The organism is Dolichospermum sp. DET69 (genome assembly GCA_017355425.1).
GTDB lineage: Bacteria > Cyanobacteriota > Cyanobacteriia > Cyanobacteriales > Nostocaceae > Dolichospermum.
Genome location: CP070233.1, coordinates 252,271 through 277,109, shown reverse-complemented (window position 1 = coordinate 277,109; position 24,839 = coordinate 252,271). Strand labels below are relative to the sequence as shown.

At 36.7% G+C, this 24,839-nt stretch carries 25 protein-coding genes and 1 pseudogene; 8 read left to right on the top strand and 18 right to left on the bottom strand.

Features of this window, described 5'->3' with window-relative positions:
* Nucleotides 1-41: 41 nt before the first annotated feature.
* Nucleotides 42-860, top strand: a complete 819-nt coding sequence (locus EZY12_01485) for a hypothetical protein (GenBank protein QSX68413.1) — start codon at nt 42-44, stop codon at nt 858-860.
* A gap of 144 nt (nt 861-1,004) precedes the next feature.
* Here EZY12_01485 and EZY12_01480 read toward each other — a convergent pair whose 3' ends face one another.
* The gene (locus tag EZY12_01480) at nt 1,005-2,111 is read right to left on the bottom strand and encodes a peptidylprolyl isomerase (GenBank protein QSX68412.1); all 1,107 of its coding nucleotides are present in this window, start codon (nt 2,109-2,111) and stop codon (nt 1,005-1,007) included.
* 43 nt (nt 2,112-2,154) lie between these two features.
* A complete protein-coding gene (locus EZY12_01475; protein QSX68411.1) occupies nt 2,155-2,349 on the bottom strand; it encodes a hypothetical protein in 195 nt (64 codons plus the stop codon).
* On the opposite strand from EZY12_01475, the gene efp reads away from it, so the two are divergent.
* Nucleotides 2,348-2,905 carry an elongation factor P gene (gene efp, locus EZY12_01470; GenBank protein QSX68410.1) on the top strand — a complete coding sequence of 186 codons (558 nt, stop codon included), beginning with the start codon at nt 2,348-2,350 and terminating at the stop codon, nt 2,903-2,905. The genes EZY12_01475 and efp overlap by 2 nt on opposite strands.
* A 187-nt stretch (nt 2,906-3,092) precedes the next feature.
* On the top strand, nt 3,093-3,617 hold the full coding sequence (gene accB, locus EZY12_01465; protein QSX68409.1) for an acetyl-CoA carboxylase biotin carboxyl carrier protein: 525 nt from the start codon (nt 3,093-3,095) through the stop codon (nt 3,615-3,617).
* 60 nt (nt 3,618-3,677) lie between these two features.
* On the opposite strand, the gene EZY12_01460 is transcribed toward accB, so the two are convergent.
* Complete coding sequence (locus tag EZY12_01460; GenBank protein ID QSX68408.1) at nt 3,678-4,289, bottom strand: GerMN domain-containing protein; 612 nt, start codon at nt 4,287-4,289, stop codon at nt 3,678-3,680.
* 320 nt (nt 4,290-4,609) lie between these two features.
* Here EZY12_01460 and EZY12_01455 point away from each other — a divergent pair, with 320 nt between their 5' ends.
* A complete protein-coding gene (locus EZY12_01455) occupies nt 4,610-5,353 on the top strand; it encodes a Uma2 family endonuclease (GenBank protein ID QSX70470.1) in 744 nt (247 codons plus the stop codon).
* Nucleotides 5,354-5,356: 3 nt separating this feature from the next.
* Here the strand turns inward: EZY12_01455 and EZY12_01450 are convergent, their stop codons facing one another.
* From EZY12_01450 to EZY12_01435, 4 genes are all read right to left on the bottom strand, one after another.
* Nucleotides 5,357-7,027: an SUMF1/EgtB/PvdO family nonheme iron enzyme gene (locus tag EZY12_01450; protein QSX68407.1), complete on the bottom strand. Its 1,671-nt coding sequence runs from the start codon at nt 7,025-7,027 to the stop codon at nt 5,357-5,359.
* A gap of 175 nt (nt 7,028-7,202) precedes the next feature.
* Nucleotides 7,203-7,685: a DUF3368 domain-containing protein gene (locus EZY12_01445; GenBank protein ID QSX68406.1), complete on the bottom strand. Its 483-nt coding sequence runs from the start codon at nt 7,683-7,685 to the stop codon at nt 7,203-7,205.
* On the bottom strand, nt 7,682-7,963 hold the full coding sequence (locus tag EZY12_01440; GenBank protein QSX68405.1) for a UPF0175 family protein: 282 nt from the start codon (nt 7,961-7,963) through the stop codon (nt 7,682-7,684). The genes EZY12_01445 and EZY12_01440 overlap by 4 nt, the downstream gene beginning before the upstream one ends.
* A gap of 78 nt (nt 7,964-8,041) precedes the next feature.
* Nucleotides 8,042-9,850: a proline--tRNA ligase gene (locus EZY12_01435; protein ID QSX68404.1), complete on the bottom strand. Its 1,809-nt coding sequence runs from the start codon at nt 9,848-9,850 to the stop codon at nt 8,042-8,044.
* Nucleotides 9,851-10,002: 152 nt separating this feature from the next.
* On the opposite strand from EZY12_01435, the gene EZY12_01430 reads away from it, so the two are divergent.
* Entirely contained in the window at nt 10,003-11,385 is a 1,383-nt protein-coding gene (locus tag EZY12_01430) for a 1-acyl-sn-glycerol-3-phosphate acyltransferase (GenBank protein QSX68403.1), read from the top strand.
* 105 nt (nt 11,386-11,490) lie between these two features.
* On the opposite strand, the gene EZY12_01425 is transcribed toward EZY12_01430, so the two are convergent.
* Together EZY12_01425 and EZY12_01420 are read right to left on the bottom strand one after the other, a co-directional pair.
* Nucleotides 11,491-12,024 carry a hypothetical protein gene (locus tag EZY12_01425; GenBank protein ID QSX68402.1) on the bottom strand — a complete coding sequence of 178 codons (534 nt, stop codon included), beginning with the start codon at nt 12,022-12,024 and terminating at the stop codon, nt 11,491-11,493.
* Between the two features lie 364 nt (nt 12,025-12,388).
* Nucleotides 12,389-12,964, bottom strand: coding sequence for a Uma2 family endonuclease (locus EZY12_01420; protein ID QSX68401.1), 576 nt, complete (start codon nt 12,962-12,964; stop codon nt 12,389-12,391).
* A 318-nt stretch (nt 12,965-13,282) separates the two neighbouring features.
* Here EZY12_01420 and EZY12_01415 point away from each other — a divergent pair, with 318 nt between their 5' ends.
* Complete coding sequence (locus tag EZY12_01415) at nt 13,283-14,677, top strand: AAA family ATPase (protein QSX68400.1); 1,395 nt, start codon at nt 13,283-13,285, stop codon at nt 14,675-14,677.
* 2,155 nt (nt 14,678-16,832) lie between these two features.
* Here EZY12_01415 and EZY12_01410 read toward each other — a convergent pair.
* The 8 genes and pseudogenes from EZY12_01410 to cysE all read right to left on the bottom strand — a co-directional run bounded on the left by EZY12_01410 (nt 16,833) and on the right by cysE (nt 21,164).
* The gene (locus EZY12_01410; protein ID QSX68399.1) at nt 16,833-17,378 is read right to left on the bottom strand and encodes a (2Fe-2S) ferredoxin domain-containing protein; all 546 of its coding nucleotides are present in this window, start codon (nt 17,376-17,378) and stop codon (nt 16,833-16,835) included.
* Nucleotides 17,379-17,505: 127 nt separating this feature from the next.
* Nucleotides 17,506-17,580 (bottom strand): annotated as a pseudogene (locus tag EZY12_01405) ((2Fe-2S) ferredoxin domain-containing protein).
* A gap of 166 nt (nt 17,581-17,746) precedes the next feature.
* Nucleotides 17,747-17,950, bottom strand: coding sequence for a putative nitrogen fixation protein NifT (gene nifT / locus EZY12_01400; protein ID QSX68398.1), 204 nt, complete (start codon nt 17,948-17,950; stop codon nt 17,747-17,749).
* Entirely contained in the window at nt 17,925-18,212 is a 288-nt protein-coding gene (locus tag EZY12_01395; GenBank protein ID QSX68397.1) for a nitrogen fixation protein NifZ, read from the bottom strand. The genes nifT and EZY12_01395 overlap by 26 nt, the downstream gene beginning before the upstream one ends.
* Nucleotides 18,202-19,332, bottom strand: coding sequence for a homocitrate synthase (gene nifV, locus EZY12_01390; protein ID QSX68396.1), 1,131 nt, complete (start codon nt 19,330-19,332; stop codon nt 18,202-18,204). The genes EZY12_01395 and nifV overlap by 11 nt, the downstream gene beginning before the upstream one ends.
* Nucleotides 19,333-19,680: 348 nt before the next feature.
* On the bottom strand, nt 19,681-19,878 hold the full coding sequence (locus EZY12_01385; protein ID QSX68395.1) for a DUF2949 domain-containing protein: 198 nt from the start codon (nt 19,876-19,878) through the stop codon (nt 19,681-19,683).
* 271 nt (nt 19,879-20,149) lie between these two features.
* Entirely contained in the window at nt 20,150-20,404 is a 255-nt protein-coding gene (locus EZY12_01380) for a hypothetical protein (GenBank protein QSX68394.1), read from the bottom strand.
* A 28-nt stretch (nt 20,405-20,432) separates the two neighbouring features.
* Nucleotides 20,433-21,164: a serine O-acetyltransferase gene (gene cysE, locus EZY12_01375; GenBank protein QSX68393.1), complete on the bottom strand. Its 732-nt coding sequence runs from the start codon at nt 21,162-21,164 to the stop codon at nt 20,433-20,435.
* A gap of 600 nt (nt 21,165-21,764) precedes the next feature.
* On the opposite strand from cysE, the gene EZY12_01370 reads away from it, so the two are divergent.
* The gene (locus tag EZY12_01370; protein QSX68392.1) at nt 21,765-22,301 is read left to right on the top strand and encodes a Uma2 family endonuclease; all 537 of its coding nucleotides are present in this window, start codon (nt 21,765-21,767) and stop codon (nt 22,299-22,301) included.
* Between the two features lie 209 nt (nt 22,302-22,510).
* Entirely contained in the window at nt 22,511-23,302 is a 792-nt protein-coding gene (locus tag EZY12_01365) for a penicillin-binding protein activator LpoB (GenBank protein ID QSX68391.1), read from the top strand.
* 119 nt (nt 23,303-23,421) lie between these two features.
* On the opposite strand, the gene EZY12_01360 is transcribed toward EZY12_01365, so the two are convergent.
* Nucleotides 23,422-23,913, bottom strand: coding sequence for a DUF2141 domain-containing protein (locus tag EZY12_01360; GenBank protein QSX68390.1), 492 nt, complete (start codon nt 23,911-23,913; stop codon nt 23,422-23,424).
* Nucleotides 23,914-24,839: the final 926 nt, after the last annotated feature.

Here is a 24,839-nt window from a genome sequence, read left to right as displayed (position 1 = left end):
GCAATTTTGAATATTACTGAAAAACAAAGGAGATAAAAATAATGCTAAGTTGGATATCTATCAAGCCTCTATTACAGTTGAAATTTGACTATATTTTATATATTCTAGGAATTTTGAGTTTTGTAGTAGGAATATTCTTATCCTCAAGACCTGTTTTTACTCCTCCGACGAAAGGTATACAAATTAAAGGTAATGATGAGCATGATGGCATAATTCATTTTGCCTTTTATATAGGATCTTTTTGCATATCACTTCCTTTCTTTAATTTCTTGTACACTTTAGCTAGTGAGTCATACACAAATAATTATCCGAATTTCGGTATGATTACTAGGTTTTTTGATTTTTCTTTCAGTATTAGTTTTTCTGATTTCTTATGTTTTAGTTTCCTATTTTTTAGTTTCTTATGTTTTATACAAATAATCTATCAAGGATTAATAGGAATTTTAGGAAAAATTAATAAACGCAAATCTTTACGACCAATATATTGTGAGAAATGCAAAAAAGAACTCAAACTAATAAAATCGGTGGTTGATTTCTTAAATGAAAAACAAATCACCGCTATGGGAATTAAAAGTATTTATTTTGAGGCATGGTATTGTCAAAGCTGTTGTACAAAAATTGATCGTAATTCTATCCATCTACGGGGCTATGTAAGTTTATCAGATAGATTTAAAACTTGTAGTCATTGTGGGGGATTAACCATGACTGTAACTTCTAGTAAAATTATAAGAAAGGCTACAACTGAAGAAAAAGGCGAAAGATTAGTTATTTATACTTGCAACTATTGTTCTCAACAGGAAAATAAAGTTGAAACAATTCCTATTATTGATGATTCAGGTGATTCGGCTGGTTTTGAATAATTCACAAAAAGTCCCAGCAGTCTAACAAATATTTTGCAGCAGACGCAAGACGGTTGAATTATTACGTTCCATTTTTGATAAAAAATTAATAGATTTTAGATTTTAGAATTAATCCAAAATCCAAAATCTAAAATCTAAAATTGACTATGTTGCTTGAGGCTGAATTAAATTTTCTACGCCTTTAACAACAGTTGCTGATTCGATTTTGTCACCAGCTTTGAGTTTATCTAAAATCTCTCTCCCTTCAGTAAGATAACCAAATACAGAATAACGACCATCTAAAAGATTGCGTCCTGCTGGAGTAAGTTCTGGTTCAAACAGAAAGAAGAAAATCTGAGAAGAACCACCATTAGGTTCATTTTCTGGACGTGCCATGACTAACGCACCAAAAGACGAAAAAGGCAAAACCGGCATATCTAAATAACGCCCAGCTTCTTCGAGAGTAGTACCGTAGGTTGGTTCTTTTTCGCCTTCGACCAAAATTTCTAAAGGAATAGCCCGATATTTGCCAGTTTGAGGATCAATAAAACCGACTTCCTTACCAACAGGATCTCCGGTTTGGAGGAAGTAAGATTCTTCCGAACGGGTGAATTCTAAACCGTTATAAAAACCTCTTTGTACTAAATCTACGAAATTACCAGCGGTAACAGGGGCGCTATAGCCGTCTACAACTACAGTGAGATCACCTTTACTAGTTTTGAAAGCAATAGTAGCGCGGCCCTTGAGTTGGGGTAAATTACTGTACTCAACCGGAACTTCAAAGGGGAATTCCTTCACCATTGATTCTTCTAACAAGCTGACAAGATTGAGTAATTTGGCTCTTCCGTCAAGAATAGGTTCTTTTTGTTTAGTTTTAACTACTTCTTGCAGTTCTGTGATGCCAGATTTCAATTCAGTCATCCAAGCTTCGGCTTGAGGTTGGCGTTCTTCCGGAACGCTTGCTAATATTTGAGAAGGTTTATCGAGTATCCGCGATGCTTGCTTGAGGTCATTATTAACTGCGCTCCATCGCTTATTTGCCCGCAGTTGGTTAGAAATATCCTCCAAACTAGCTTGCAGTTTACGTACAGGTTGATTATTTATCGGCAGTGCATAGCGCAACAAAGCCTTACCGTCAGTGATTGCGTTCCCCGCTGGTAAGCCAGCATTACTAGTGGAAGTCCACCCAGCCGTACTTATGCCTAAAAATATTGTTAATAGCAATATTACCTTTAGGCTGTTCTTCACCCAAGACTTTAATAAGTTCAACATGAATTTCTCTTTCTTCAGCATCAAAGTGTTGACTGGAACTAACTCATTGATTATCTTCCCACATTGAGGGACTGGGAACTGAAGAGGCACAGGAGAAGGGGGCAGAGGGCAGGGAAAAGATATTTTCTACTGACAACTGACAACTGACAACTAACAACTGACAACTGATAACTAACAAATTATGACGCTGGAAGGGTACAATAAATGCCGATTGTCTTGGAAAATTTGAAAGTTTCATGATCTCTAGTAACGACTTTCGACCTGGTGTTTCAATTGTTTTAGATGGTTCGGTTTGGCGCGTGATAGATTTTCTTCATGTTAAGCCAGGCAAGGGTTCTGCCTTCGTGCGGACAACACTCAAAAACGTTCAAAGTGGGAAACAGTTAGAAAAAACTTTTCGAGCTGGAGAAAGCCTTCCCCAGGCTACTTTGGAAAAATTAACGATGCAACATACCTATAAAGAAGGCGATGAGTTTATCTTTATGGATATGGAAACTTATGAAGAAGGTAGATTAACTACACAGCAAATCGGCGATCGCGTCAAGTACCTTAAAGAAGGTATGGAAGTGAACGTGATTCGCTGGGGTGAACAGGTTCTAGAAGTAGAACTACCTAACTCTGTGGTTTTGGAAATTGTCGAAACAGATCCTGGTGTTAAGGGTGATACTGCAACCGGTGGTACTAAACCAGCGAAATTAGAAACTGGTGCAACTATCATGGTGCCTTTGTTTATTGCCCAAGGGGAGCGGATAAAGATTGATACCAGAGAAGGCAAGTATTTAGGCAGGGAATAATTTTCCTATTTTTTTGATCCCAACTGGGAATAGTGAGGAATAAAATCCCAACTCGTTCGACTTGAGTGGAGTCGAAGCCCAAAATCCCAAATTGGTAATCATGATTTCAATCCCTTTTTTATAGAGGGATTAAATCCCTGCTTTACTGAGAATTTTAATTTAACAGTTAGGTCGAGGTAAAATAATTGTGACATTAGACTTTAATGAAATCCGTCAGCTATTAGTAACTATTGCCCAAACAGATATTGCGGAAGTTACCCTCAAAAATAATGAATTTGAGCTAACAGTCCGGAAAGCTGTCAGTTTTAGCAATAATGCCCAAGGAACGGTTAGTGGTGTGGTAAATGCTGGTGTCACCCAGTTGGTATCTACAGCGTTACCAGGTTCCATGTCTGAGGGGGGCATGACAAATAAGGTTGTGGATAATTCGGTAGCACAACCTGCTCATTCTTCTTCACCAATTAATCAAAAATTGGTTGAAGTACCATCACCAATGGTGGGGACATTTTACCGCTCTCCAGCACCAGGAGAAGCGGCATTTGTGGAAGTGGGCGATCGCGTCAAAGCTGGTCAAAGTGTATGTATCATTGAAGCCATGAAGCTGATGAACGAAATTGAAGCCGAAGTCTCTGGACAAGTGATGGAAATTTTACTTCAAAATGGTGAACCGGTGGAATATGGTCAACCTTTAATGAGAATTAACCCTGATTAAGTTTCAGCCTAGCACCAAGCTAGAACGCAGGAGGCAATAGTCATGACCACCAACAACTGACTAAAGCGGATAATTTTTCTGAAAACTTTCGCGGGTGAGTGGTTGTAATAGTTCCACACCTTCACCCCCTAAAACTTCTAAAGGTTTGCCATTAACTTCAATATATACTTTGGCTTGAGGATTTAAACTAGTAGCAGTATATACAACTTGTCCCACACGCCCCATCATGGAGGTGCTACCTCCACCAGTGGTAAAGTGTTCAGATAAATTCACATGAACATCATTGTTTTCTGTTTTTAGTCCCAATAGTTGAGTACCCTGGGGAATAGTGGTAGAGTCTGTGCCTTCAGTTGGACCTGTTAATAAAGTTTTAAATGCTGCTTCTAAAACTTGGTTGGGTTGGGTAGCAGCAACTTTAAAGGGTTGGGGAACTAAATCAAGGCGATTCTCCTGGGATCTGAGCCAATATATACTAGCAGTCTGTTCATTACCTTGTTGGGTTGTTGATTGCTTGATGGGCTGTTTAATGGTTTGGGAGGAGTTGCCAGGTGTGGTGAGATCAGGAGTCTGGTTAGAAAACCAAGCCACACCACCGCTTACCGCTACCACTGTTGCGGAAATAGCTGCTACCACACCGGCAGAAATCCTGTTAGTTCTTTGTTGGTTATTCATATATAAAACCTACTGGATTGAGGATGGAAATAGTATTTGTCAGACAACTAGCCTGTTTATAAAGGTTATATCTTAAATAGATGCTTTGATTTGTACATAAACTGCTATTGCTAATCTTGCCCCTGCTGACTCCAATTGTAGAGTTATCTTTTCTAGTCCGTCACTTTTTTCTTCATCTAAATTTTATGGTTTCTTGAAAAAACTTTTAAATTAAAATTGACGAAAATGTGCTATGTCGTGGGACAAAATTAAAGATTACCTCAAAAAAACAAATTTACAGATCATCTATAATAATTATTAATCTCTTATTTGTGGCTGCTATGGTTGTCACTGCTTCGACCCAGAAGATTACCTGGGAACTCTTACCTGAAGACTTTGTTTTAGAAGATGAACCTGTGGATAATGTCAATCAACCCTCTTTGGCTGCGGCACTGACGGAAAGCCTACAACTAGCAGGAAAACTGCCAGAAACAGCCCTGGCTACAACTAACTATGGCATTTGTACTACAGTTAATGACAAACTTGTCATCAAAGCACCTGATTGGGCTTACATACCGAAAATTACCGTACCTAGAGAGCAAGTACAACGTAGCTATACTCCTCACAAACAGGGGGAAATTCCTGTTGTGGTGATGGAATTTCTTTCTGATTCAAATGGGAGTGAATATTCTAGTAAACGGACTTTTCCTCCTGGTAAATGGTTTTTTTATGAAGAAGTTTTACAAGTAGCAAATTACCTGATTTTTGCTCCTGATACGGGTATTATAGAAGTACATCGTTTACAGGAGTCAGGAAAATACCAACTACGTTCCCCTGATGAAAATAACCGTTACTGGTTAGGGGAAATGGATTTATTTATTGGTGTGTGGTCAGGAAAGCGAGAAAACCGTGATGGTTATTGGTTGCGGTGGTGGGATAAAGAGGGTAATTTACTATTGTGGGGGTTTGAGTCAGTTGAGAAAGAACGACGTGAAAAGCAACAAGAACGACGGGAAAAGGAGGCTGCTTTACAACGTTTAGCCGAGTTGGAGAAACGATTGCGAGATGCAGGAATTGAGGGTTAATAATCACCCGGAAGAACACGCGACTCGAAAACCACTACCGTAGTTGTTAGCGCCAGCAATTATATAGTTACGATAGGCACAACGGCAGTTTTCAGAATCTTGGAACCAAGAACCACCGCGTAATATGCGTTTATTATCGTCGCCAATCCAAGCACTACCATCATTAGGTGCGTTTGTATAATCTTTATACCAAGCATCTTCGCACCATTCCCACACATTACCGTGCATATCATATAAACCAAAATCATTAGGGGTAAATTTTCCTACGTCTGTGGTTTGTCCATATTTGTTGTGATGATTAACTAAATCTGTAGTGATGGTTTCACCAAAATAAAATGGAGTTGTGGTGTTGGCTCTACAGGCATATTCCCATTCAGCCTCACTAGGTAAGCGATACATCTTACCCGTATATTCCCCCAACCTACCATAAAATTCCTGGGCATCCAACCATGACACTTTTTCCACTGGCAGATTCGCACCTTGAAAATATGAGGGTTTGACTTTTAAATCTATGTTGATTTTAGGTAAACTTGCTATTCTTTCCCATTGTGCTTGAGTAATAGGGAATTTTCCCATGTAGAAAGGTGAAATTGTGACTTCATGTTGGAGTTTTTCATTTTTATATCCCTCTCCTGCTGGTGAACCCATCAGGAATATTCCTCCCGGAATAGCTACCATCTCCAAAAATAAATCATTTCCTAAATTGTCTCTAAACAGTATGGGTTGTGTTGGGTAAATAATAGTTGTGGAAATTTGCTGGGAGTAACTAGGAGGAATAATTGTTGGTGAATTATGTGGTGTTTGCAATGCTGATAAAACTTCTGTTGCAGACTGAAAGCGATTTATGGGTAAGTCTTGCAGCATTTTATCTAATACTGTTTCTAAGTCATAACTCACAGAGATATATTTTTTCCACAACCACTGCATATTCATTGAATCAAATAGTGGATCAGTACCATCTGTTCTTTGTAAATATCCCGTTAATAATCTAATACAAGTTACAGCTAAACTATAAATATCGCTATTAGGAAAAACCATGCCGCGAAATTGTTCTGGTGGTGCATAACCAGGTGTACCTGTAATCGTTCCCAGTTTGGTGAGAACATTGCTACCTACTTCTTTAGAAACTCCAAAATCAATCAGGAATAAAGCACCTGTTTGAGAACTTTTAATAATATTTTCTGGTTTAATATCTCTATGAATTATTTTATTATTGTGAACAAATTGTAAAATCTGTAATAATTCAGTTAATACTTTTTTAACTTCAGATTCGCTAAATGTTCCCTTTTGTCGTAATTCATTTAATAAATTTTGACCTTCGATAAATTCCTGAATTAGATAAAGTCTGCCTTCTTGGGGAAAGAATGCGAGTAAATCTGGAATATGCGGATGCTTGCCTAAATCTTTTAGTCTAATTGCTTCTTGTTCAAATAACTCTGTGGCTTTTTTTAGCGCACTACTGCCTGATTGTTGTGGTAAAAATTGCTTAATGACACAAGGTGTATCTAATCTTTGTTCGTCTACTGCTAAAAAGGTTCTCCCAAAACCACCTTCACCAATAACACGGATACCACGATACCGTTCTTGCAGCACTATTTTACTGCCACATGATTGACAAAGGATAGTTTTTGGTGAATTTTGCTGTAGACATTCGGGGTTAAGACACTGACTCATACATGATAGTAAGTAATTATAGTCACATTTTAGCCGTAATATAGGTTAGTGGCGAAATTTTTCTAATTTATCCATTGATATATTGCCTCCTGGTCAATGTTATAGACAATAATTTTTAACTGATAATCGGCAATGGCTATTTGAGTAAATTCTAGCTTAAACAATTATGATTGCATTACTCTTGTGCAGCCAATAAAGCTTCTTGATAGAGTCGTGAATTAATATGTTTACCTTGTACAATTAACCCATCTAAAACATCTTTTATTGTAGGAATTAACCCTTGTTGTTTTGCTACTAATAAAATACCAATTGTGCCAATAATTTTTAAATTTCGAGATAAAGCAACTCGTCTAGCATCCAAATCATCCATTAATAATTGATCAGATGATAACTCTTCAGCAAGAATCATTGCGGCACATTCACCTGCACCTAAATTCGTTGCTTTTTTCAGATTAGATAGTTGTTCTAAATTATTAACTGCTATTATCTCTATCCAATCTGCTGATTTAACTAAATTAACTGCTGGATGAGTTCCTGTGGTTACTTCATTATAAACTTCTATGGGAATAATAACTTTGTCAAAAATATCTCGCAGTAAATTGAGTTGTCCAACTTTTGCTAATTCACTTAAAGGAGTTGTATCGGAAACAATAATCACTTTTTATACTGGTTTAAAATTTCTAATGTTTGAGTAACTTCTTGTTGCAATTCTTCCTTAGTTTGGGTGGGGAAGGGAGAGATTTTATAACTATCCATTAAATCAGAAAGTTGCCACCGTTCAATTTGTAATAGTTCTGCTGCACGTCCAGCACTAATATCTCCATGACTTAATAATGTCATGATGTATGCTTCTTTGGCTTTTTTTTCTGCTTCTAAATGATGAATTTCTGGGACTTCTGGTAAGGTGAGGGTAAATTTGATTTCTGTTGTAGCCATTTTATTTTACCTTTCCTAATGTTGGGAAATATTCGCTTGCTTGGGCGGGCAAGATGCCCACCTCACAAGATTTCGATTTTACCCTGCGATCGCTTCTTTAATCCATTGTTGTAATATATTGACAACTTCGTCAATGGGGATTTCTTGAGCTTCACGGTTTGCGCGTTTGACTACTTCAACTTTACCATTTGTAATTGCTCTACCTGTGACTATTCTAAAAGGTATACCGATTAAATCTGCATCTTTGAATTTAACACCTGCACGTTCATCGCGGTCATCTAATAATGTTTCTACACCAGCTTTGTTGAGTTCTGTGTAAAGTTTTTCGGCAACTTCGATTTGTTGGGCATCTTTAATGTTAGGAATTGTGATGATAGCGTGATATGGTGCGATCGCTACTGGCCAAATTATCCCATCTTTATCATAGGATTGTTCTACGGCTGATTGTGCTAACCGAGACACACCAACACCATAGCAACCCATAACTAAAGGTTTTTCTTCTCCTTGTTCGTTGGTATAAGTTGCACCCATCGCTTGAGAGTATTTTGTACCTAATTGGAAGATGTGACCAGCTTCGATCCCTCTAGCTGTTTGTAGGGTTTGGGTTGAGTCGTGAAGGGAGCGATCGCCTGGTCTTGCTTTACGAATATCTACGGTTAAGGCTGGTAATTTAAATTGCTCATCCCAATTTGCCCCAACAACATGAAAACCAGCTTCATTTGCACCAGTGACAAAGTTCTTTAACTCCACCGCAGTTTGATCTACCAATCGCATAAATTGAGAATTTACCTGTTTACTGCCAGCAATATAATCATCAGCAATATCTGGTGCTATATAACCTAAAGGTAGAGATTTAGCCTGCCATGTTTCTTGGGCTTCGGCATTGGGTACAGTTAAAGTTAGGATAGTTTTAGCTCCAAATTGAGGTGCTAATTTAGTTAATTCATTTTGTAATTTAACTTCATTAATTTCCTGATCTCCACGAATATTTATCAATACCAAAACCGTTAAACCGTTATCATACACAACTTGATATAAAACGTTTTTGACAATTTGGGTAGGAGAACAGTTCAAAAAATTACAAAGTTTTTCAATTGTATCAGTTCCGGGAGTTTCTCGTTTTTCGGAAGTTGTAAAAGGTGAAGTTTCCGCTGCTGCTGGTAAAGAAACTGCTTTTTCTACGTTTGCTGCATATTTACCATCTTCAGTATAGAGAACTTCATCTTCTCCCGCATCTGCTAATACCATAAATTCTGTCGAACCAGAACCACCAATAGCACCAGAATCAGCTTCCACAGCCCGAAAAGCTAAACCAGAACGCCGCAGCATATTACTATAAGCAGTGTACATTTCCTGGTAAGTTTTTTTCAAACTTTCTTCATCAGCATGGAAAGAATAACCATCTTTCATAATAAATTCTCGTCCGCGCATTAAACCGAAACGGGGACGAATTTCATCACGAAACTTAGTTTGAATTTGATATAAATGTACGGGTAGTTGCCGATATGAACGAATCATATCACGGGCAACTGTGGTAATTACTTCCTCGTGAGTGGGTCCAAGTCCTAATTGTTGTTCTCTTCTATCAACAAGAGAAAACATAATTCCCTCAGCTTTAGTATAGGTGTCCCAGCGTCCTGACTCCTGCCATAATTCTGAAGGTTGTAGCTGCGGTAATAAACATTCTTGTGCGCCAGTAGCGTTCATTTCTTCCCGCACAATTTGGGAAACCTTTTGCAAAACCCGCCACATTAGAGGAAGATAAGCATAAATCCCACTACCAATGCGACGGATATAACCAGCCCGGAGTAATAATTTATGACTAGGGATTTCCGCATCAGCAGGATCATCCCGTAGTGTAACAAATAACATTTGTGATAATCGCATTCTTTTTACCTTTACTTACTAACTTTTCAAATCGGGTATGTTTAAAATGTTTCCACTTCAGAAGAAAATAGGAACCAAGGTGCAGAAAATGTTTACCTATTACCTATTACCCATTACCTATTACCTATTACCCATTACCTATTACCGATAAAATGTATCAAGCACAACCACCTTTAGAATTTATTCCGCCAGCTTTTAACCCTTTATTGTTAAAATTGGTACATTTAGTGCTACCTGAGTGGATTCGGTGGAGAACACCTATTAGCAACATTGAAGCAAACAATGTTGAAACTTTAGCGGATTGCTATCAGCGATTTCAGGATGGTAAAATCCGGTTTATGTTGGCGTTTCGTCATCCTCAAACAGCAGACCCTCTTTGTTTAACTTATTTACTGTCCCAAATCTTGCCTAAAGTAGCACGAGTTGGGGGTACACAGCTACAATATCCCCTTCATGCCCATTTTATCTATGATCGGGGAATTCCTCTTTGGGCTGGTTCTCACGTGGGTTGGGTAATTTCCCATTTGGGAGGAACTCCCATTCAACGCGGTAAAGCTGACTGGACTGGGTTGCGTTCTGCGCGGGATTTGTATATTAATGGTCAGTTTCCTATGGCTGCTGCGCCGGAAGGGGCTACAAATGGTTTATCGGAGATTATCAGTCCTTTAGAACCTGGTATCGCACAGATGGGTTTTTGGTGTGCGGAAGATTTGCAAAAAGCGGGAAGAGATGAGGAAGTTTTAATTTTACCAATTGGCATTAAATATAGTTATGTTAATGAGCCTTGGGATAATATAGCAAATTTGTTAACTGAATTAGAAGCCGCTAGTGGGTTATCTGTAAATCAAGAGAAAAAGGAGGCTGATTTTGCTGGGCTTTATCCGCGATTGTTAGGTTTGGCTGAACATTTATTATCGGTAATGGAGCAATTTTATACTAAGTTTTATCATCAAACATTGCCAGATGAAAAGATTACTAGTGGGGAAATTACAGATAGAAATGAGGCTTTAGCTTATCGGTTACAATCTGTTATGAATATTGCGTTATTTATTGCTGAACAATATTTTGATTTACCATCTAGAGGTAATTGGAATGATAGATGTAGACGGGTAGAACAATCGGGTTGGAATTATATATTTAGGGAAGATTTTAAAGATATTAAGTTATTATCACCCATTGATAAAAGTTTGGGGGATAGAATCGCTGAAGAAGCATATTTTCGGATGTGGCACATGAGATTAGTTGAGAGTTTTGTGGCTGTTTCTACTATTTATATCCGCGAAAAACCAACGGTAGAAAGATTTGCAGAAACAACTTTAATTTTAGGGGATATGGTTAATAAAATTAAGGGTAATATTCCTTTAAATCGTCCACAATTGGGTAAGCAGCAGGTGAAGATAACTGTGGGTGAACCAATTTCTGTTTCTGAACGTTATTCGGGTTATAAAAGTAGTCGGGTTGCTGCTAGACAAGCTGTGGCTGAGTTGACGAGTGATTTACAGCAGGTTTTGGAGGGTTTGCTTGATCAGGGATGATAGACAATTAAAAAATTCCAAAAGTTATCAAAAACCTGTGTAGAGAGTGTGTAGAGACTTTCCATGGAACGTCTCTACATTATTTTTCACCAGATGTTTAATTAATTATTTGGCGCTATTTTTTAATTCTTTCCATGCTTTGACAACTTCATCTAATTTGTCTGGTAGTTGAGGTTGAGAAATATCATTGTATTGTGTTGTGGCTTTTTGACTTGTTAGGGTATAGGTAATATAATCTGCTGAACCTTTGGATGCTGGGAAACTCAATTTGTTGAATTTTTCAAATTTGGTTTGGTTTAGTAATCGTTCAAATTGTCTGATTTTTTCTTTGGAAACTCTCAAAACACTACGTTGTGAGTCGTTAGGATCTCCTATTGATACTCGTATTAGTCTACCATCATTAAGTAAAACGGTTTGATAGGTTCTCCCTGCTATTCCCCCACTAGCAATTTCTCTAAATACTGTTTCTTTGGTTAAAGGTTCTGGTAATTGATCATTAGGAATTACTACAGGTTTGATTTTATTACTTTTGTTACTTTGATGATGTTGGTCGCTGGGATTAGCCATTGTAGGAAGAGATGGGAAAGTTATGACACTAGCTAAAGATAAAATTGTGGTTAATATAAGGATGTTTTTCATTATTTATTGATCAAGAATACAAGGATGATCAATCATTATTGACGTTGGGTAATTGGGAATTGTTTCCTTGTTGTTTAAATCAGGATTTACAGGATGTCATATCATTGCTTAGAGGGTGTTTGAAAAGTCTAATTTATACCCACCTGGCGACTAGAAGTCACAGCTACACAGACAAAACCCACCTTCGTGGGTTAAATAACCTTAATTTTTCGTTAGTCCACGCACCATCTGGACTTTGCTTGTGTAGTAGCGTACCCTTCGGGAAGCAAGCTACGCGAAGCGTGCCGGAGGCATCTTTATATTCGCCCAAAACTTTTCAAACATCCTCTTATAAATCATCCAACAGTGTAGATATCATGGTTAATTATTCTGGAAATACTTTAGATAAATCTAAAACTAAATCAGGAAAAGATGGTAATTTAACTGACTCATTAGGTAATAAAATTAATTTACGACGATAATCAAAATTACCTTGTGAATCTTGATAAGGCTGACTATAACACTCTAGACAATATTTGATTAAATTAAAGATCCAATAATCAGAAATACCTGCTTCTGCATAAAGAGGTAATTTTACTTCTCGATCATATTTTAAGGTGGAATTGGAAATTTCAATTACAAGTAATATATCAGATGGTTTAGGGTGACTTGAAAGATAGTTATCCTTGATATTGCGAACAATGGTTAAATCAGGTTCTGGTTCGCTATGATCACGGATAATAATAGGTTGTTGTCCTCTGACCATAGCACGGTCTAGCAAAAGTCTAATTAATTCCCTGAATAAGAGCGTTTCACAAACACAATGCGGTGTACCTTTTGCAGCCATTTGAATTATTTCACCTTTAATTAATTCTACTCGTTCATCTTCTTCAAAGAAGCCGAGTTCCGCTAGACGGTGATATTCAGTGACGGTAAAGCGTTTAGCAGTAGCTACAGTCATAAAAGTTACAGAATTACAGAACTATTTTTATATTAACTCTTGACAGTAAAAACAGGTGAATCAGATTTGATTTCTTTCACATTAGCAAGAGTATTCCCAGTAAAAAATTACCCAATTGTCTTTGCTTCATTCTGCTTTTTCAACATCTATCATTTCTAGCACATCTAAATAGGCAGAAAAATTTCATTCTGATAGTTTTTTATACTTCGCAAAAATATTGGCGGTTTCGATTGATGGGTGGTTTTTATATGCACTAAAATAGGTATTATTGTCTATAAGGATATTCCGCAACTACCAGAACAATCTACTACTGACACTATGACCATAGATATCAAGGATTTTTATAAAGCCACTAACCCCGCTCGCACTCTTGTAGCTAGGAACGTGGAAGATCAAAAATGTTATATTGACTTTTCCGAGGTGCGTGGTGAAGATATTATCAGCACTATCAAGGATCATATAGATTGGAACATAGATGATCCTACCTGTAACCTATTTACTGGACATATTGGTTGCGGTAAATCAACAGAATTATTACGGTTACAAGTGGAATTGGAAGCAGCAGATTTTCATGTTGTTTATTTTGAATCTAGCGAAGATTTAGAAATCACAGATGTAGATATTGCTGATGTGTTTTTGGCTATTGCTAGTCGTATTAGTAAAAGTCTTGATAAAATTGTCTTAGAAGAACCGAAAAAATTTCAAGAATTACTCCAAGGTGGATGGAATATATTAAACTCTGAAGTTACAGGGATTAAAGGCAAATTTGCTGGTCAAGATGTTGGGATTAGTGTTGACGGACAAAAATTTTCTCTCTCTTTGGGTATTGGTGAAATCACTACAAAAATCAAAAATGATTCCACATTAAGAACTAAAATAAATCAATATTTAGGACCTCAGAAAACTAACTTAATCCAAGCAATTAATCAAGAATTATTAGAACCTGCGATTTCTAAACTCAAACAACAGGGTAAACAGGGTTTAGTTGTGATTGTTGATAACTTAGACCGCATAGATAATACTGTTAAACCTTGGGGTCGGACACAACAAGAATATCTATTTGTAGACCAAGCTGAATATCTCACCAAACTTAATTGTCATGTCATTTATACCATGCCTTTGGCTTTGAAATTTTCTAATGAATATGGTACATTAACGCAACGATTTCCAGAAGAACCCAAAATATTACCAATGGTTCCTGTGAGGTGGTCAGATGGTAGAGTGCATGAGAAGGGATTAGAACTCATGCAACAAATGATTTTAGCCAGAGCTTTTCCTAATTTATCACCAGAAGACCGCTTAAATAAGATTAGCGAAATTTTTGATGCTCCAGCAACTTTAGACCGCTTATGTCAGGTTAGCGGTGGTCATGTGCGCGATATTTTGCGGTTATTAAATCCTTGGATTATGAAAGATAAAAAATTTCCTCTCCAGGGTAATACTTTAAAGCTGATTATTCGTGAAAGATGTAATGAAATGTCTTTAAATATTTCTAATGAAGAATGGGAATTATTACGTCAGGTCAAAAAGACAAAGAAAGTTAGTGATGATCAAGGATATCAAAAATTAATTCGCAGTAGATTTGTATTTGAATATCGAGATAAAGGTGAATTATGGTTTGATGTAAATCCGATTTTAGCAGAATCAGAAAATTTGTCTGATAGCGTAGCGTGGCGCAAGCCATATCAGGATATCCACCGATTAAAGGATTAACAGGATTAAGATATATCATAGCCCCCTCCTCGCTTGCGGGGAGGGGGTTGGGGGTGGGGTTCTTAGATTAAGATTTTGTCTGAATCAGGATATCCAGGATTTAAGGATTTTCAGGATTTGGAGATTGTCTGAATTAGGATTTACCGGATTTAAGATTTTGTCTGAATCAGGATATCCAGGATTTAAGGATTTTCAGGATTTGGAGATTGTTTGAATTAGGATTTACCGGATTTAAGAAAATGTCTGAATCAGGATATCCAGGATTTTAGGATTTTCAGGATTTGGAGATTGTTTGAATTAGGATTTACCAGATTTAAGAAAATGTCTGAGAGGGTGTTTGAAAAGTATTAAATAAAACCAATAATCTCCAAAAACCTAACCCCCCTACCCCCCTTCCCTACGAGGGAAGGGGGTTTTCAAAGCCTCACCCCGCTTCGGGGAGAGGTTTGGAGAGGGGTTAATTTATACCTTGAAAACTTTTAAAACATCCTCTGAATCAGGATATCCAGGATTTAAGGATTTTCAGGATTTGGAGATTGTCTGAATTATGATTTACCGGATTTAAGAAAATGTCTGAATCAGGATTTCCAGGATTTTAGGATTTTCAGGATTTAGATCCCCGACTTCTTCGATTAATGTTATTATTTATCAAGATTAAAGTTGAGAAGTTGGGGATATTTTTTATCACAAATTAACACTATGACAAACTCACAACAACTAGAAGATTTAGCATGGGCTATAGAAGCTTCTGCGGGAGAATTTAAACTGATTTTAGTTAAGTGTAATTATCTCAACTTACAAACTCAATTGATTGAAGAATTGCAGAAAATATGCTCGGTTGAAATTCAAATTTTACAACTACAAATATCAGAAAGAACATTATATAATGCGATTCGAGAAGAATTTAATGATCAAATTCAAGCATTAATGATAGTTGGTTGGGAATCCTTACCCAATTTATCACAGATGCTAAGTTCAGCTAATCAAGTACGAGAAGAATTTAGAAGTAATTGTCGTTATCCGGTAGTGCTATGGATTAATGATCAAATTTATCAACAAATCATGGAATCTGCTACAGATTTGGAAAGTTGGGGGATTACCATAAATTTTACTATTCCTAATCATCAATTAATCAACTTTCTCAAATTAACAATAGAGAAAATACTCAATGATGATTTGAATGTGAATTTACAGGAAATTGAATTAGCATTGCAAGATTTACAAAAAATCGGACAAGATTTAGAACCAGATTTTACCGCAAATTGTGATTTTTTACGCGGTTTTATTGAATACAACAACAAGCAACTGAATACAGCTATTATTTATTATCAACAAAGTCTAGATTTTTGGCAAACAACTGATAATTTAGAAATTCAAGGTAGAATATTTTATAATTTGACTATTTGTAATTATGAAAATTCTCAAATCAAAACCGAAGTCAGAGAAAGCGGAGAAATAAAAGATTATGTTCAACAAACATTAGAAAGATTTGAAAATTCTCAAAGGTTGGATTTAGTTGCTAGTTCTTTAACAAAATTTGGTTTGATTTTGGAAGATTTAGAAGAATGGACAGAATTACAAAAGTTAGCTACACAAGCGTTAGAAATACATCAAGCTGAAAATAATATCTTGAAAATAGCTGAAGATTATACATTTTTAGCAAAAGCTATCTTTGCACAATCTAATTTTTCAGAAGCAGAAAAAATTGCTAATCAAGGATTAAATACTGTAGGGGTAATTCATGGGGGAATTCGTGGGGTAATTCATGAATTACCCCTACAAGATTTTTATCGTCAAAGTCTATTTTTACTTTTAGCGCAATCTCAAGAAAAATTACAACAACACGAACAAGCAATTAAAAATTTAGAACTTGCTAAAGATATCGGGATTATCAATAATCAACCAAAACTTTATGTTAAAATTCTTAATCTTTTACAACAGTTATTTTTTGAAAAAACAGATTATCTGGAAGCTTTTAACACCAAATTAGAATCTCGTTCTATTGAACAACAATTTGGTTTGCGGGCGTTTATTGGTGCGGGTTGGTTAAAACCATCAAAAAATACATCTTTGGTGAATAAAGACAATATTTCTCTAGAAATTGAAGCTTCTGGACGGAAAATAGATGTAGATAAATTACTAGAAAGTTATTATATTAACTCAAATAATTCTCTAACAAAGAGGCGATCGCTTCTGGATGAACTTTCTTGTATTGCTTTTTTCCTAACATCAAAACACAGTTGGGGGCGCTGCTACAGCGTTTTTGACAATCCGTATGTTCAATTGTGACTTTATCAGATAAACCGCGATCGCCCAAAGTTTTTTCTAAGTCTGATAATAATCCCTTTCCACCCCGTTTCATACAACCTGATTTTTGACAAACCATAATCTTGGCTTTGGGTTGAGGAAGAGGAAGCGGATTCTTGATCAGACAAAAACCAACTGCTTGAATTTGATAAGCTTCGAGTTTTAATTTCCTGTTACGGGGGTTTAATTTACTAATAGCATCTATATGAATTTGCTCACCAGGAACTAAAGATAAACCTATAGAACAACGTAAATTTTTAGGAATTTTAATTTTGATATTTCCCCCGGAAATTCCTAACTGTAAATGTTTATATTTTTCAGTTTTTTTCCCCACAAAACCTAAAAACTGTCCTTCAATATTCAATTCCGATAAAGCCAAATATTTTTCACCCATTTGTGATAACCCTATGTTTCAAATAGAAAATAATAAACCCCACATTACCAATTAATAATTAATTCATATCCCCCTCCTCGCTTGCGGGGAGGGGTTAGGGGTGGGGTTCTTGTATCTCACTCAACCGAGTTTTTTTCCCCACAAAACCTAAAAACTGTCCTTCAATATTCAATTCCGATAAAGCCAAATATTTTTCACCCATTTGTGATAACCCTATGTTTCAAATAGAAAATAATAAACCCCACATTACCAATTAATAATTAATTCATATCCCCCTCCTCGCTTGCGGGGAGGGGTTAGGGGTGGGGTTCTTGTATCTCACTCAACCGAGAACCATAGTTAATGACTAACGGCTGAATGCTTGCATTTTAAGGAAGACGTTTACCTTCTACAGTAAAGGGTAAACGGCTTTTATCTGGAAAATCACTAAATTCTAATTCCCAACCATTAGCTAAAGTGAGAATTTTACCTGCTGCACCATCTGTTTCTTTGACTACTTCTTCTTCTAAATCTTTTTTAGGAACGTAGACAATTAAAGTCCCAGCATCATTCAGTCGGAGCATTACTTTCATGTTTTTCCTCAGCCGATTCTAGTTCTCTTTTTCGACAACCGATGATGTACCCTGTTTCCAAAAAATGTACAGCATAGATATAATAAGCTTGCAAAAATGTGCCAATGCTGGAGACATAACCAACATCACCAATTTTGGCTAAAACTTCCCCAATTTCTCGACCGGGAAAAGTTCCATCGTTTTTGATTAGTTTCTTAACTCGAACTTTCTGACCAATTTCAAAAATAGGTTGCGAGTCTAGTTCTATTTCATCACGTTGCATGGGAATACCTTTTTTCGCTGACTAAATTTAATAATTCTTCTGTAGTGAGACTGCGTTTTTTGAGGATTGATTGCTGACGGACTACATCTAAAACAGCTTGGATTTCTTGAGAATCGAGAAAAATACCATACTGTTCTAATAAGTTAGATAATGAATGCCGACCAGAATGTTTACCTATGACTAAACGCCTCTCCCAACCTACATCTTCAGGAGCATAAGGTTCATAAGTAACGGGGTTTTGCAATACACCATGAGCATGAATACCAGACTCATGAGCAAAGGTATTTTCACCCACAATTGCTTTCCAAGGTTGAACGTTAGCACCGGAGGCTTTAGCGACTAATTGAGATAGTTTTAACAAGTGTTGAGTTTGAATTCCCAAGTCAACACCGTAAATACATTTTAGAGCCATAATTACTTCTTCTAAAGCTGCATTTCCGGCTCTTTCTCCTAGTCCATTAACGGTAGTATTTACAGATACAGCACCTGCTTTGATTCCAGCTAAGGCGTTAGCAGTTGCTAGTCCAAAATCATTATGAGTGTGAATCTCAATTGGAATTGATAGGGTTGATACTAAATGCTTAACTTTAAGGTGAGTGCGGAAGGGATCAAGTACCCCAACTGTATCACAAAACCGAAAACGTGATGCTCCCCATTCTTGGGATAACATGGCAACATCTTGGAGAAAATTCTCGTCGGCTCTAGAAGAATCTTCACCACCAACTGATACCCAAAGACCTTGATCTAAGGCAAAGCTAAGACAGTCTTTTAGTTTTTGTAAACTGACTCGCCATTGTCCATGAAATTTAGCTGCAATTTGCACTCCAGATACAGGAATGGCAATATGTACTCGCTCTAATCCGCAGGCTATAGATGCTTTAATATCTGATAATACAGCCCGATTCCAACCTAATAATTTAGCTCGTAAATTTAAGTTACGAATGGCAACAATTGCGCGAATTTCTTCTTGCCCCATTGCCGGAATTCCTACTTCTAATTCGTGAACACCAATGGCATCTAGGAATTGAGCGATCGCTACTTTTTCTTCTAAGTTAAAAGCAACACCTGCTGCTTGTTCACCATCACGTAATGTCGTATCATTAATCATGATTTGATACATTTTCAACATCCCTCTAGCGGAGTTTTTTGTAATATCCTTGTTCGCTACAATTCTTCATAGTGGTAGATGTCCAATAAATACTTAATTGAGCGAATAAATCATGAATTATGATTTACGATCCTTAATTATTAGTCAAATATTTCTGTTGCATCTGTATGACAGGAAACAAAAAATAAGTATAATTTATCCAATACTTTTGATGGTATTATTTATAGATTTTGTTAGTAGCCAATAACCCATAGAAACATTCATAAATCCTGTAAAAAATAACATACTCATACCAACAATTAAGCTAATAAACATAATTTCAACCTCTTATGTTTACTGGTAATTTTTCATCTACCTTCACTAAGAGTGTTCTGCAAGCCAATCAAAAATTCTGTCTAGTTGTTGTAAATCCACTAAACCATATTGCCAAAGCAGCATCGGTAAGGGTCCATGATTGAACTCAGGATGTCGCGTTGCTACAGCAATATCAGCCGTGGAAAGTGCTAGTTCTTTTTGAAGAAATTGCAGTAACTTCTTATCAATACTATTGATCACCATAATTGGACATTGACAATTGAAATCAACATAAAGTACCAGTTATTCCCATTAGCAATTACTAATTATTTTAGTTTCCGCAAACTGGGTGAACCTAAGCTTATGTGAATTATCTGGAATATGCAAGATAGTTTGTGAGTGAACAATGACTTGAGACAAATTCAGACTTGCATCAAGAATTAAGATTTGATATGCTTTTAATTAGACATTCTCAAAATCATTAATTGTCATCATTTATACTAATTCCAAAAAACATTATTGTTTTCAGTCGTCTTTACTCAATACCATTACACAAACAATTCTCTAACCATGTTACTAATTGATGACGAGAAGCAAAAAATTGCATCAATGTACTGCGAAAAAGAATCGCTTCTTGCAAGTTATTAATTTGTACGCGCAAAGATCCGTCCGGGGGACAAGAACAGGAAATCATCAACTCTTGCAAACGGTGATAAATACACCATCTATCACCTAAAGGAATCTGCAAAACTTGTTCACCGATAGTTAAAAAATTACAATTTTGTGACATCAGTAATTCAAAACTTATAAATTTGACATTATTGATCATCTTCGTGATGATTTTTGAGTGTTTTTACTTGTTGTTCTAGTTGTTCAATGCGGAAGAGCAAAGAACGAATCATATCTGCTTCTATATCGGGTAATTTGCCATGTTCTAAGGGGGAAATGGGGTTACTCGACTTAGGAGCAATAATCCGTCCAGGAATGCCGACTACAGTGGCATCTGGAGGCACATCACGCAAGACAATTGAACCTGCACCGATCCGCACGCGATCGCTAATTTGAATATTTCCTAATACTTTCGCACCCGCACCAACTATCACATTATTACCCAAGGTAGGATGACGTTTACCGCTTTCTTTGCCAGTTCCCCCCAATGTTACACCCTGATAAATAAGAGTATAATCTCCCACAATTGCAGTTTCACCAATTACCACACCCATGCCATGATCAATGAATACACCTTTACCAATTTTTGCCCCTGGATGAATTTCAATTCCTGTGAAAAACCGTCCTAAATGGGAAATAAATCGGGGAATAAAACTCACTTTATGGAGGTGTAACCAATGGGCAAAACGATGTAAACAAAGAGCATGAAATCCAGGGTAGCAAAATATGACCTCTAACCAATTACGTGCTGCTGGATCACGCTCAAAAATAATTTGAAAATCACTGATTAATGGTGCTAAAAAAAGTCGAGAACTTTCATTTTTCCTGAGTTTGGTATTGACAGTTTTGGTTTTACTGATACTGTTTAAGGACTGGTGCATTGGGATTATCAGGTGAAAATAGCCTGTACTGTTTTTATGCTTATATCAGATCACTCCCAAGCAGACAAAATTAGCAACGCAGATTAGATTTATTAAATTTATTACGCTTGTACTCAATAGGTTTAAACCCCTATTTAATATAAGTTTACATTTTCTATTGGGGTAGGGGTACTAGCTTTTTATGACAGAGGTACTGGTATTTTTAGGTTAGGGATGCAGCTTTTTTGTACTCAAAACTAATCTCTTAACCTGTGAGGCTTTACAGGTATTTAGGTAAGATATTTTCAGATATATTCAGTTGTACTCATTTTATGATAAACGTTGCCTGGATGACAGTAAATATAAATTTTATGTATTACCGACTACTACTATTATCTTATAGTTCTGGTAGTTGAAAGGTGAATTTCTTTATTTTGTTTTAGGCTTTGTTTGCTGTATGTGGGAATATAAAATTAAAACAGAAAGAATAAAAGTTGAGAAATTATAAATTTTTGTCTGGTGATTGTTGCTATATTGTGTTATAATCAAGACATTAATTATAAAATGTTTGTAAAAACAAAATTAACATCATAAGAATTTTTTCTTACTGCTGAGGCAACTATGCAATCTTTTACCCTCATCAATCCCTTAGACGATTTTCTTCAGCAACCCAATATTGAAGCCTCTCCTGCCTGGGAGTTTATCCAAGGAAAAGCCCAGCAAAAACCCATGCCAACGCTGTTTCATTCCCGCCTCCAACGTAACCTTGTTAATGCAATCAACAGCCAAACTAATGCCTACGAGGCTATCCAAGAACTCCGCTGTATCGTACCTCCGATGTCTCCCGTACCGGATATTGCTGTTATTAAGAGCGAGCGTCTTTCTCATGAAGATGGACCGCTACAAGGTCCACCAGACTGGTTAATTGAAATTCGCTCCCCAGACCAAAGCACCTTAGATATACAAAACAAAATTCTGCACTGCTTAAGTAACGGTACACAACTTGCTTGGCTTATTGATATTCAGAGAAAGCAAATCTGGGTTTGGGAAAATAAAGAGTTACCACTTGTTTATGCTGGCACGGACATACTCCCCACTCTTGGCAACATTTCAGAATTGACTGTCGCCACCGTAATCGCGTTGACTCAGCAACGATGATTTTTGAGTAAGTGTTGAAGACTCCTAGCTAAAACCGGATTTTAACGGTAGAACCACAATATCTAAATCAGTCCATAGTCCAAAATCCTTATTCTTCCGGCTTTCTTAAAAAAAATTTGGTATTGTTATTTACTTTAGATTATGATAAATTCTCTATGTGTTGATCACTGTTATAACAATTTTAGTTTAATTGCCACAGGACTATAATTATGAAAACGTCTTCTGCTTATCAGCGCTTAATTCAGCAGACTTTACTTGCTTTAACAACCGTAACTTTGAGTTTGTCCATTGGCAGCCTTAATGCTTTTGCTCAAGAAAAGCCTAGAATTTCAGTACCAGACTTCAAGAATGAAACTAACTCAAACTGGTGGTGGTGGAACACTAACACATCTCAGCAGTTGGCAGATGCTCTTAGCAATGAATTAACATCAACAGGAAAATTCACCGTTGTTGAGAGACAAAAGCTAGGAGCAGTCCTTTCCGAACAAGAGCTTGCTGAAGCTGGATTAGTTCGCAAGGAAACCGGTGCAAAGAAGGGAGAACTGACTGGAGCAAAATATATTATTCTGGGCAAAGTCACTGCTTATGAAGAAGGGGTTAATAAGGAATCTGGTGGATTAGGGATAAGCGGGATTAGGATAGGTGGTTTTGGTCTAGGTGGTGGCACCAGAAAAGAAAAGGAAAAAGCTTATGTTGCCATTGACCTGCGTGTTGTGGATTCCAGCAATGGAGAAGTAGTTTATTCCCGCACAGTTGAAGGACTTGCAACTAGTGAATCTAAGGGCAATTCTGGTGGTATAAGTTTTTCTGGTATCAATATTGGTGGTAATAATGAGAAAACAACCAAAGCCCCTGTCGGTAAAGCACTTCGTGCAGGGTTGGTCGAAATCACCAATTATCTAAGCTGTGTAATGGTTGATAAAGGTAGCTGTGTAGCTGATTTTGAAAAGAAAGAACAGCGTCGTCGTGATAATACTCAAAAAGTTTTAGAATTAGAATAAATGCAGATGGGGGAAGAGTGAATAACTACATAGTGGATCGCAATTTTCCCCAATGCTCGCTCATCTTCATTTGGGCGTTGCTAAATTCATATTGCTATGATGCAACGCCAACATTTCAATTAAGGATTTACAAAGTATTTTAACTCAATCTGAATATCAGTATTAATACCTGCTACTGCAACAGCAGAGTCATTAAACTTAGGTGGTCCTGTGAGAACTAATGGATTTTTAGAAAATCCAAAACCTTCGGTGGGCATACCAAAAGAATTACTATTGAGAATACCATCTCCATTGGCATCATGAATTAATGCAACAGCGTAATTACCTGGCTTTAAGTTCTTGAAAATCAGTTTTTGAAGTGTTTCTTTAACTTCGATACACTCGGATTGCAAAGCTTGTTTACTATCGCTAGGAAATCCTTTACTCTCAGAAAAAAGAGTAGCGCAAATTTTTCCAGATTGTTTTTTTATTCCAGCCACATCAATTGTCAAATTACTATTTGAATCGGCTCTAGCACTCGCTAAAAATAGGAAATTTATCAAAATAGGAAGTAGCAATATTAGCCCCCGACTTGACGCTTGACCTAACGGAATTTTTAAATCTTGCTTCATTAATTTACCCTCTATATAAATAGAACCAATATTTTATTTAGCAATCTTGTAAATGTAGATTTTACGATTGTGTAATAGCTACAAGAACATCACTTTTACAAGTATAACAGGAAGTAAGAAGATATTAAAAATCATGGGGATTAAGAGGATGTTTTAAAAGTTTTCAAGGTATAAATTAACCCCTCTTGTAAACCTCTCCCCCGAAGCGGGGAGAGGCTTTGAAACCCCCCTTCCCAGCCTTCGGCACGCTGCGCTAACGTAGGGAAGGGGGGTAGGGGGGTTAGGTTTTTGGAGATTATTGGTTTTATTTAATACTTTATGGCTAACGCCACGCTTCGCTATCAAACACCCTCTAAAGTCTGATGTGGTGACAGAAAAATTAATTGATAAGTAGGTAAATGGTATTAACTTCACAAATATCAATTAAAAATACTGTTAAAAATTATTAAATAGGGTTTGCTGATAGCGTAGCGTGGCGTAAGCCATAAAAGTTGTTCGTGAGGGCAGGGAACTCTTAACAGGGAACAGTTTCAGCCATCTGGATATCCTCAATTTTCTAAATCTGACCCAGGAAAATGCACCAATTTTGAGACTCCATTTGCCAAAACCTTGCACTTTCTTGTGATAAAAATTAGCGAAACCCTTATTAATAAAAGGGTTCAGTTTTATTCAGCAAACCCTAAGTAAGTGAATAGCAGAAAACCGACATAAGTAACGGAAGGTAAAATTGCCCAAAATGCCTTCTCTGTCGCTGTTCACCCTTTCCTATTTCTTTGTCATCAGGACAATTTTTAACGCTAACTTACTTAATTAAAACTAATCAATTAAAATCCGTCATCATTAAAATTATGGAGTATAATATATTTTGTATTCTAGCTTAAACCAACTGCAAAGATCCAGATTTTATCTGATTGCAGAACAATGAC

Coding starts and splice junctions, on each gene's coding strand:
- EZY12_01460 (QSX68408.1), bottom strand. CDS start 4,289: ATGAATAACCAACAAAGAACTAACAGGATTTCTGCCGGTGTGGTAGCA.
- EZY12_01475 (QSX68411.1), bottom strand. CDS start 2,349: ATGAAACTTTCAAATTTTCCAAGACAATCGGCATTTATTGTACCCTTC.
- EZY12_01425 (QSX68402.1), bottom strand. CDS start 12,024: ATGAAAAACATCCTTATATTAACCACAATTTTATCTTTAGCTAGTGTC.
- EZY12_01485 (QSX68413.1), top strand. CDS start 42: ATGCTAAGTTGGATATCTATCAAGCCTCTATTACAGTTGAAATTTGAC.
- EZY12_01410 (QSX68399.1), bottom strand. CDS start 17,378: ATGGGTGAAAAATATTTGGCTTTATCGGAATTGAATATTGAAGGACAG.
- EZY12_01360 (QSX68390.1), bottom strand. CDS start 23,913: ATGAAGCAAGATTTAAAAATTCCGTTAGGTCAAGCGTCAAGTCGGGGG.
- nifV (QSX68396.1), bottom strand. CDS start 19,332: ATGTATCAAATCATGATTAATGATACGACATTACGTGATGGTGAACAA.
- EZY12_01370 (QSX68392.1), top strand. CDS start 21,765: ATGCAATCTTTTACCCTCATCAATCCCTTAGACGATTTTCTTCAGCAA.
- EZY12_01420 (QSX68401.1), bottom strand. CDS start 12,964: ATGACTGTAGCTACTGCTAAACGCTTTACCGTCACTGAATATCACCGT.
- EZY12_01395 (QSX68397.1), bottom strand. CDS start 18,212: ATGCAACGTGATGAAATAGAACTAGACTCGCAACCTATTTTTGAAATT.
- cysE (QSX68393.1), bottom strand. CDS start 21,164: ATGCACCAGTCCTTAAACAGTATCAGTAAAACCAAAACTGTCAATACC.
- EZY12_01450 (QSX68407.1), bottom strand. CDS start 7,027: ATGAGTCAGTGTCTTAACCCCGAATGTCTACAGCAAAATTCACCAAAA.
- EZY12_01380 (QSX68394.1), bottom strand. CDS start 20,404: ATGTCACAAAATTGTAATTTTTTAACTATCGGTGAACAAGTTTTGCAG.
- nifT (QSX68398.1), bottom strand. CDS start 17,950: ATGAAAGTAATGCTCCGACTGAATGATGCTGGGACTTTAATTGTCTAC.
- EZY12_01430 (QSX68403.1), top strand. CDS start 10,003: ATGTATCAAGCACAACCACCTTTAGAATTTATTCCGCCAGCTTTTAAC.
- EZY12_01435 (QSX68404.1), bottom strand. CDS start 9,850: ATGCGATTATCACAAATGTTATTTGTTACACTACGGGATGATCCTGCT.
- EZY12_01440 (QSX68405.1), bottom strand. CDS start 7,963: ATGGCTACAACAGAAATCAAATTTACCCTCACCTTACCAGAAGTCCCA.
- EZY12_01365 (QSX68391.1), top strand. CDS start 22,511: ATGAAAACGTCTTCTGCTTATCAGCGCTTAATTCAGCAGACTTTACTT.
- EZY12_01385 (QSX68395.1), bottom strand. CDS start 19,878: ATGGTGATCAATAGTATTGATAAGAAGTTACTGCAATTTCTTCAAAAA.
- EZY12_01415 (QSX68400.1), top strand. CDS start 13,283: ATGACCATAGATATCAAGGATTTTTATAAAGCCACTAACCCCGCTCGC.
- EZY12_01480 (QSX68412.1), bottom strand. CDS start 2,111: ATGTTGAACTTATTAAAGTCTTGGGTGAAGAACAGCCTAAAGGTAATA.
- efp (QSX68410.1), top strand. CDS start 2,348: ATGATCTCTAGTAACGACTTTCGACCTGGTGTTTCAATTGTTTTAGAT.
- EZY12_01455 (QSX70470.1), top strand. CDS start 4,610: ATGGTTGTCACTGCTTCGACCCAGAAGATTACCTGGGAACTCTTACCT.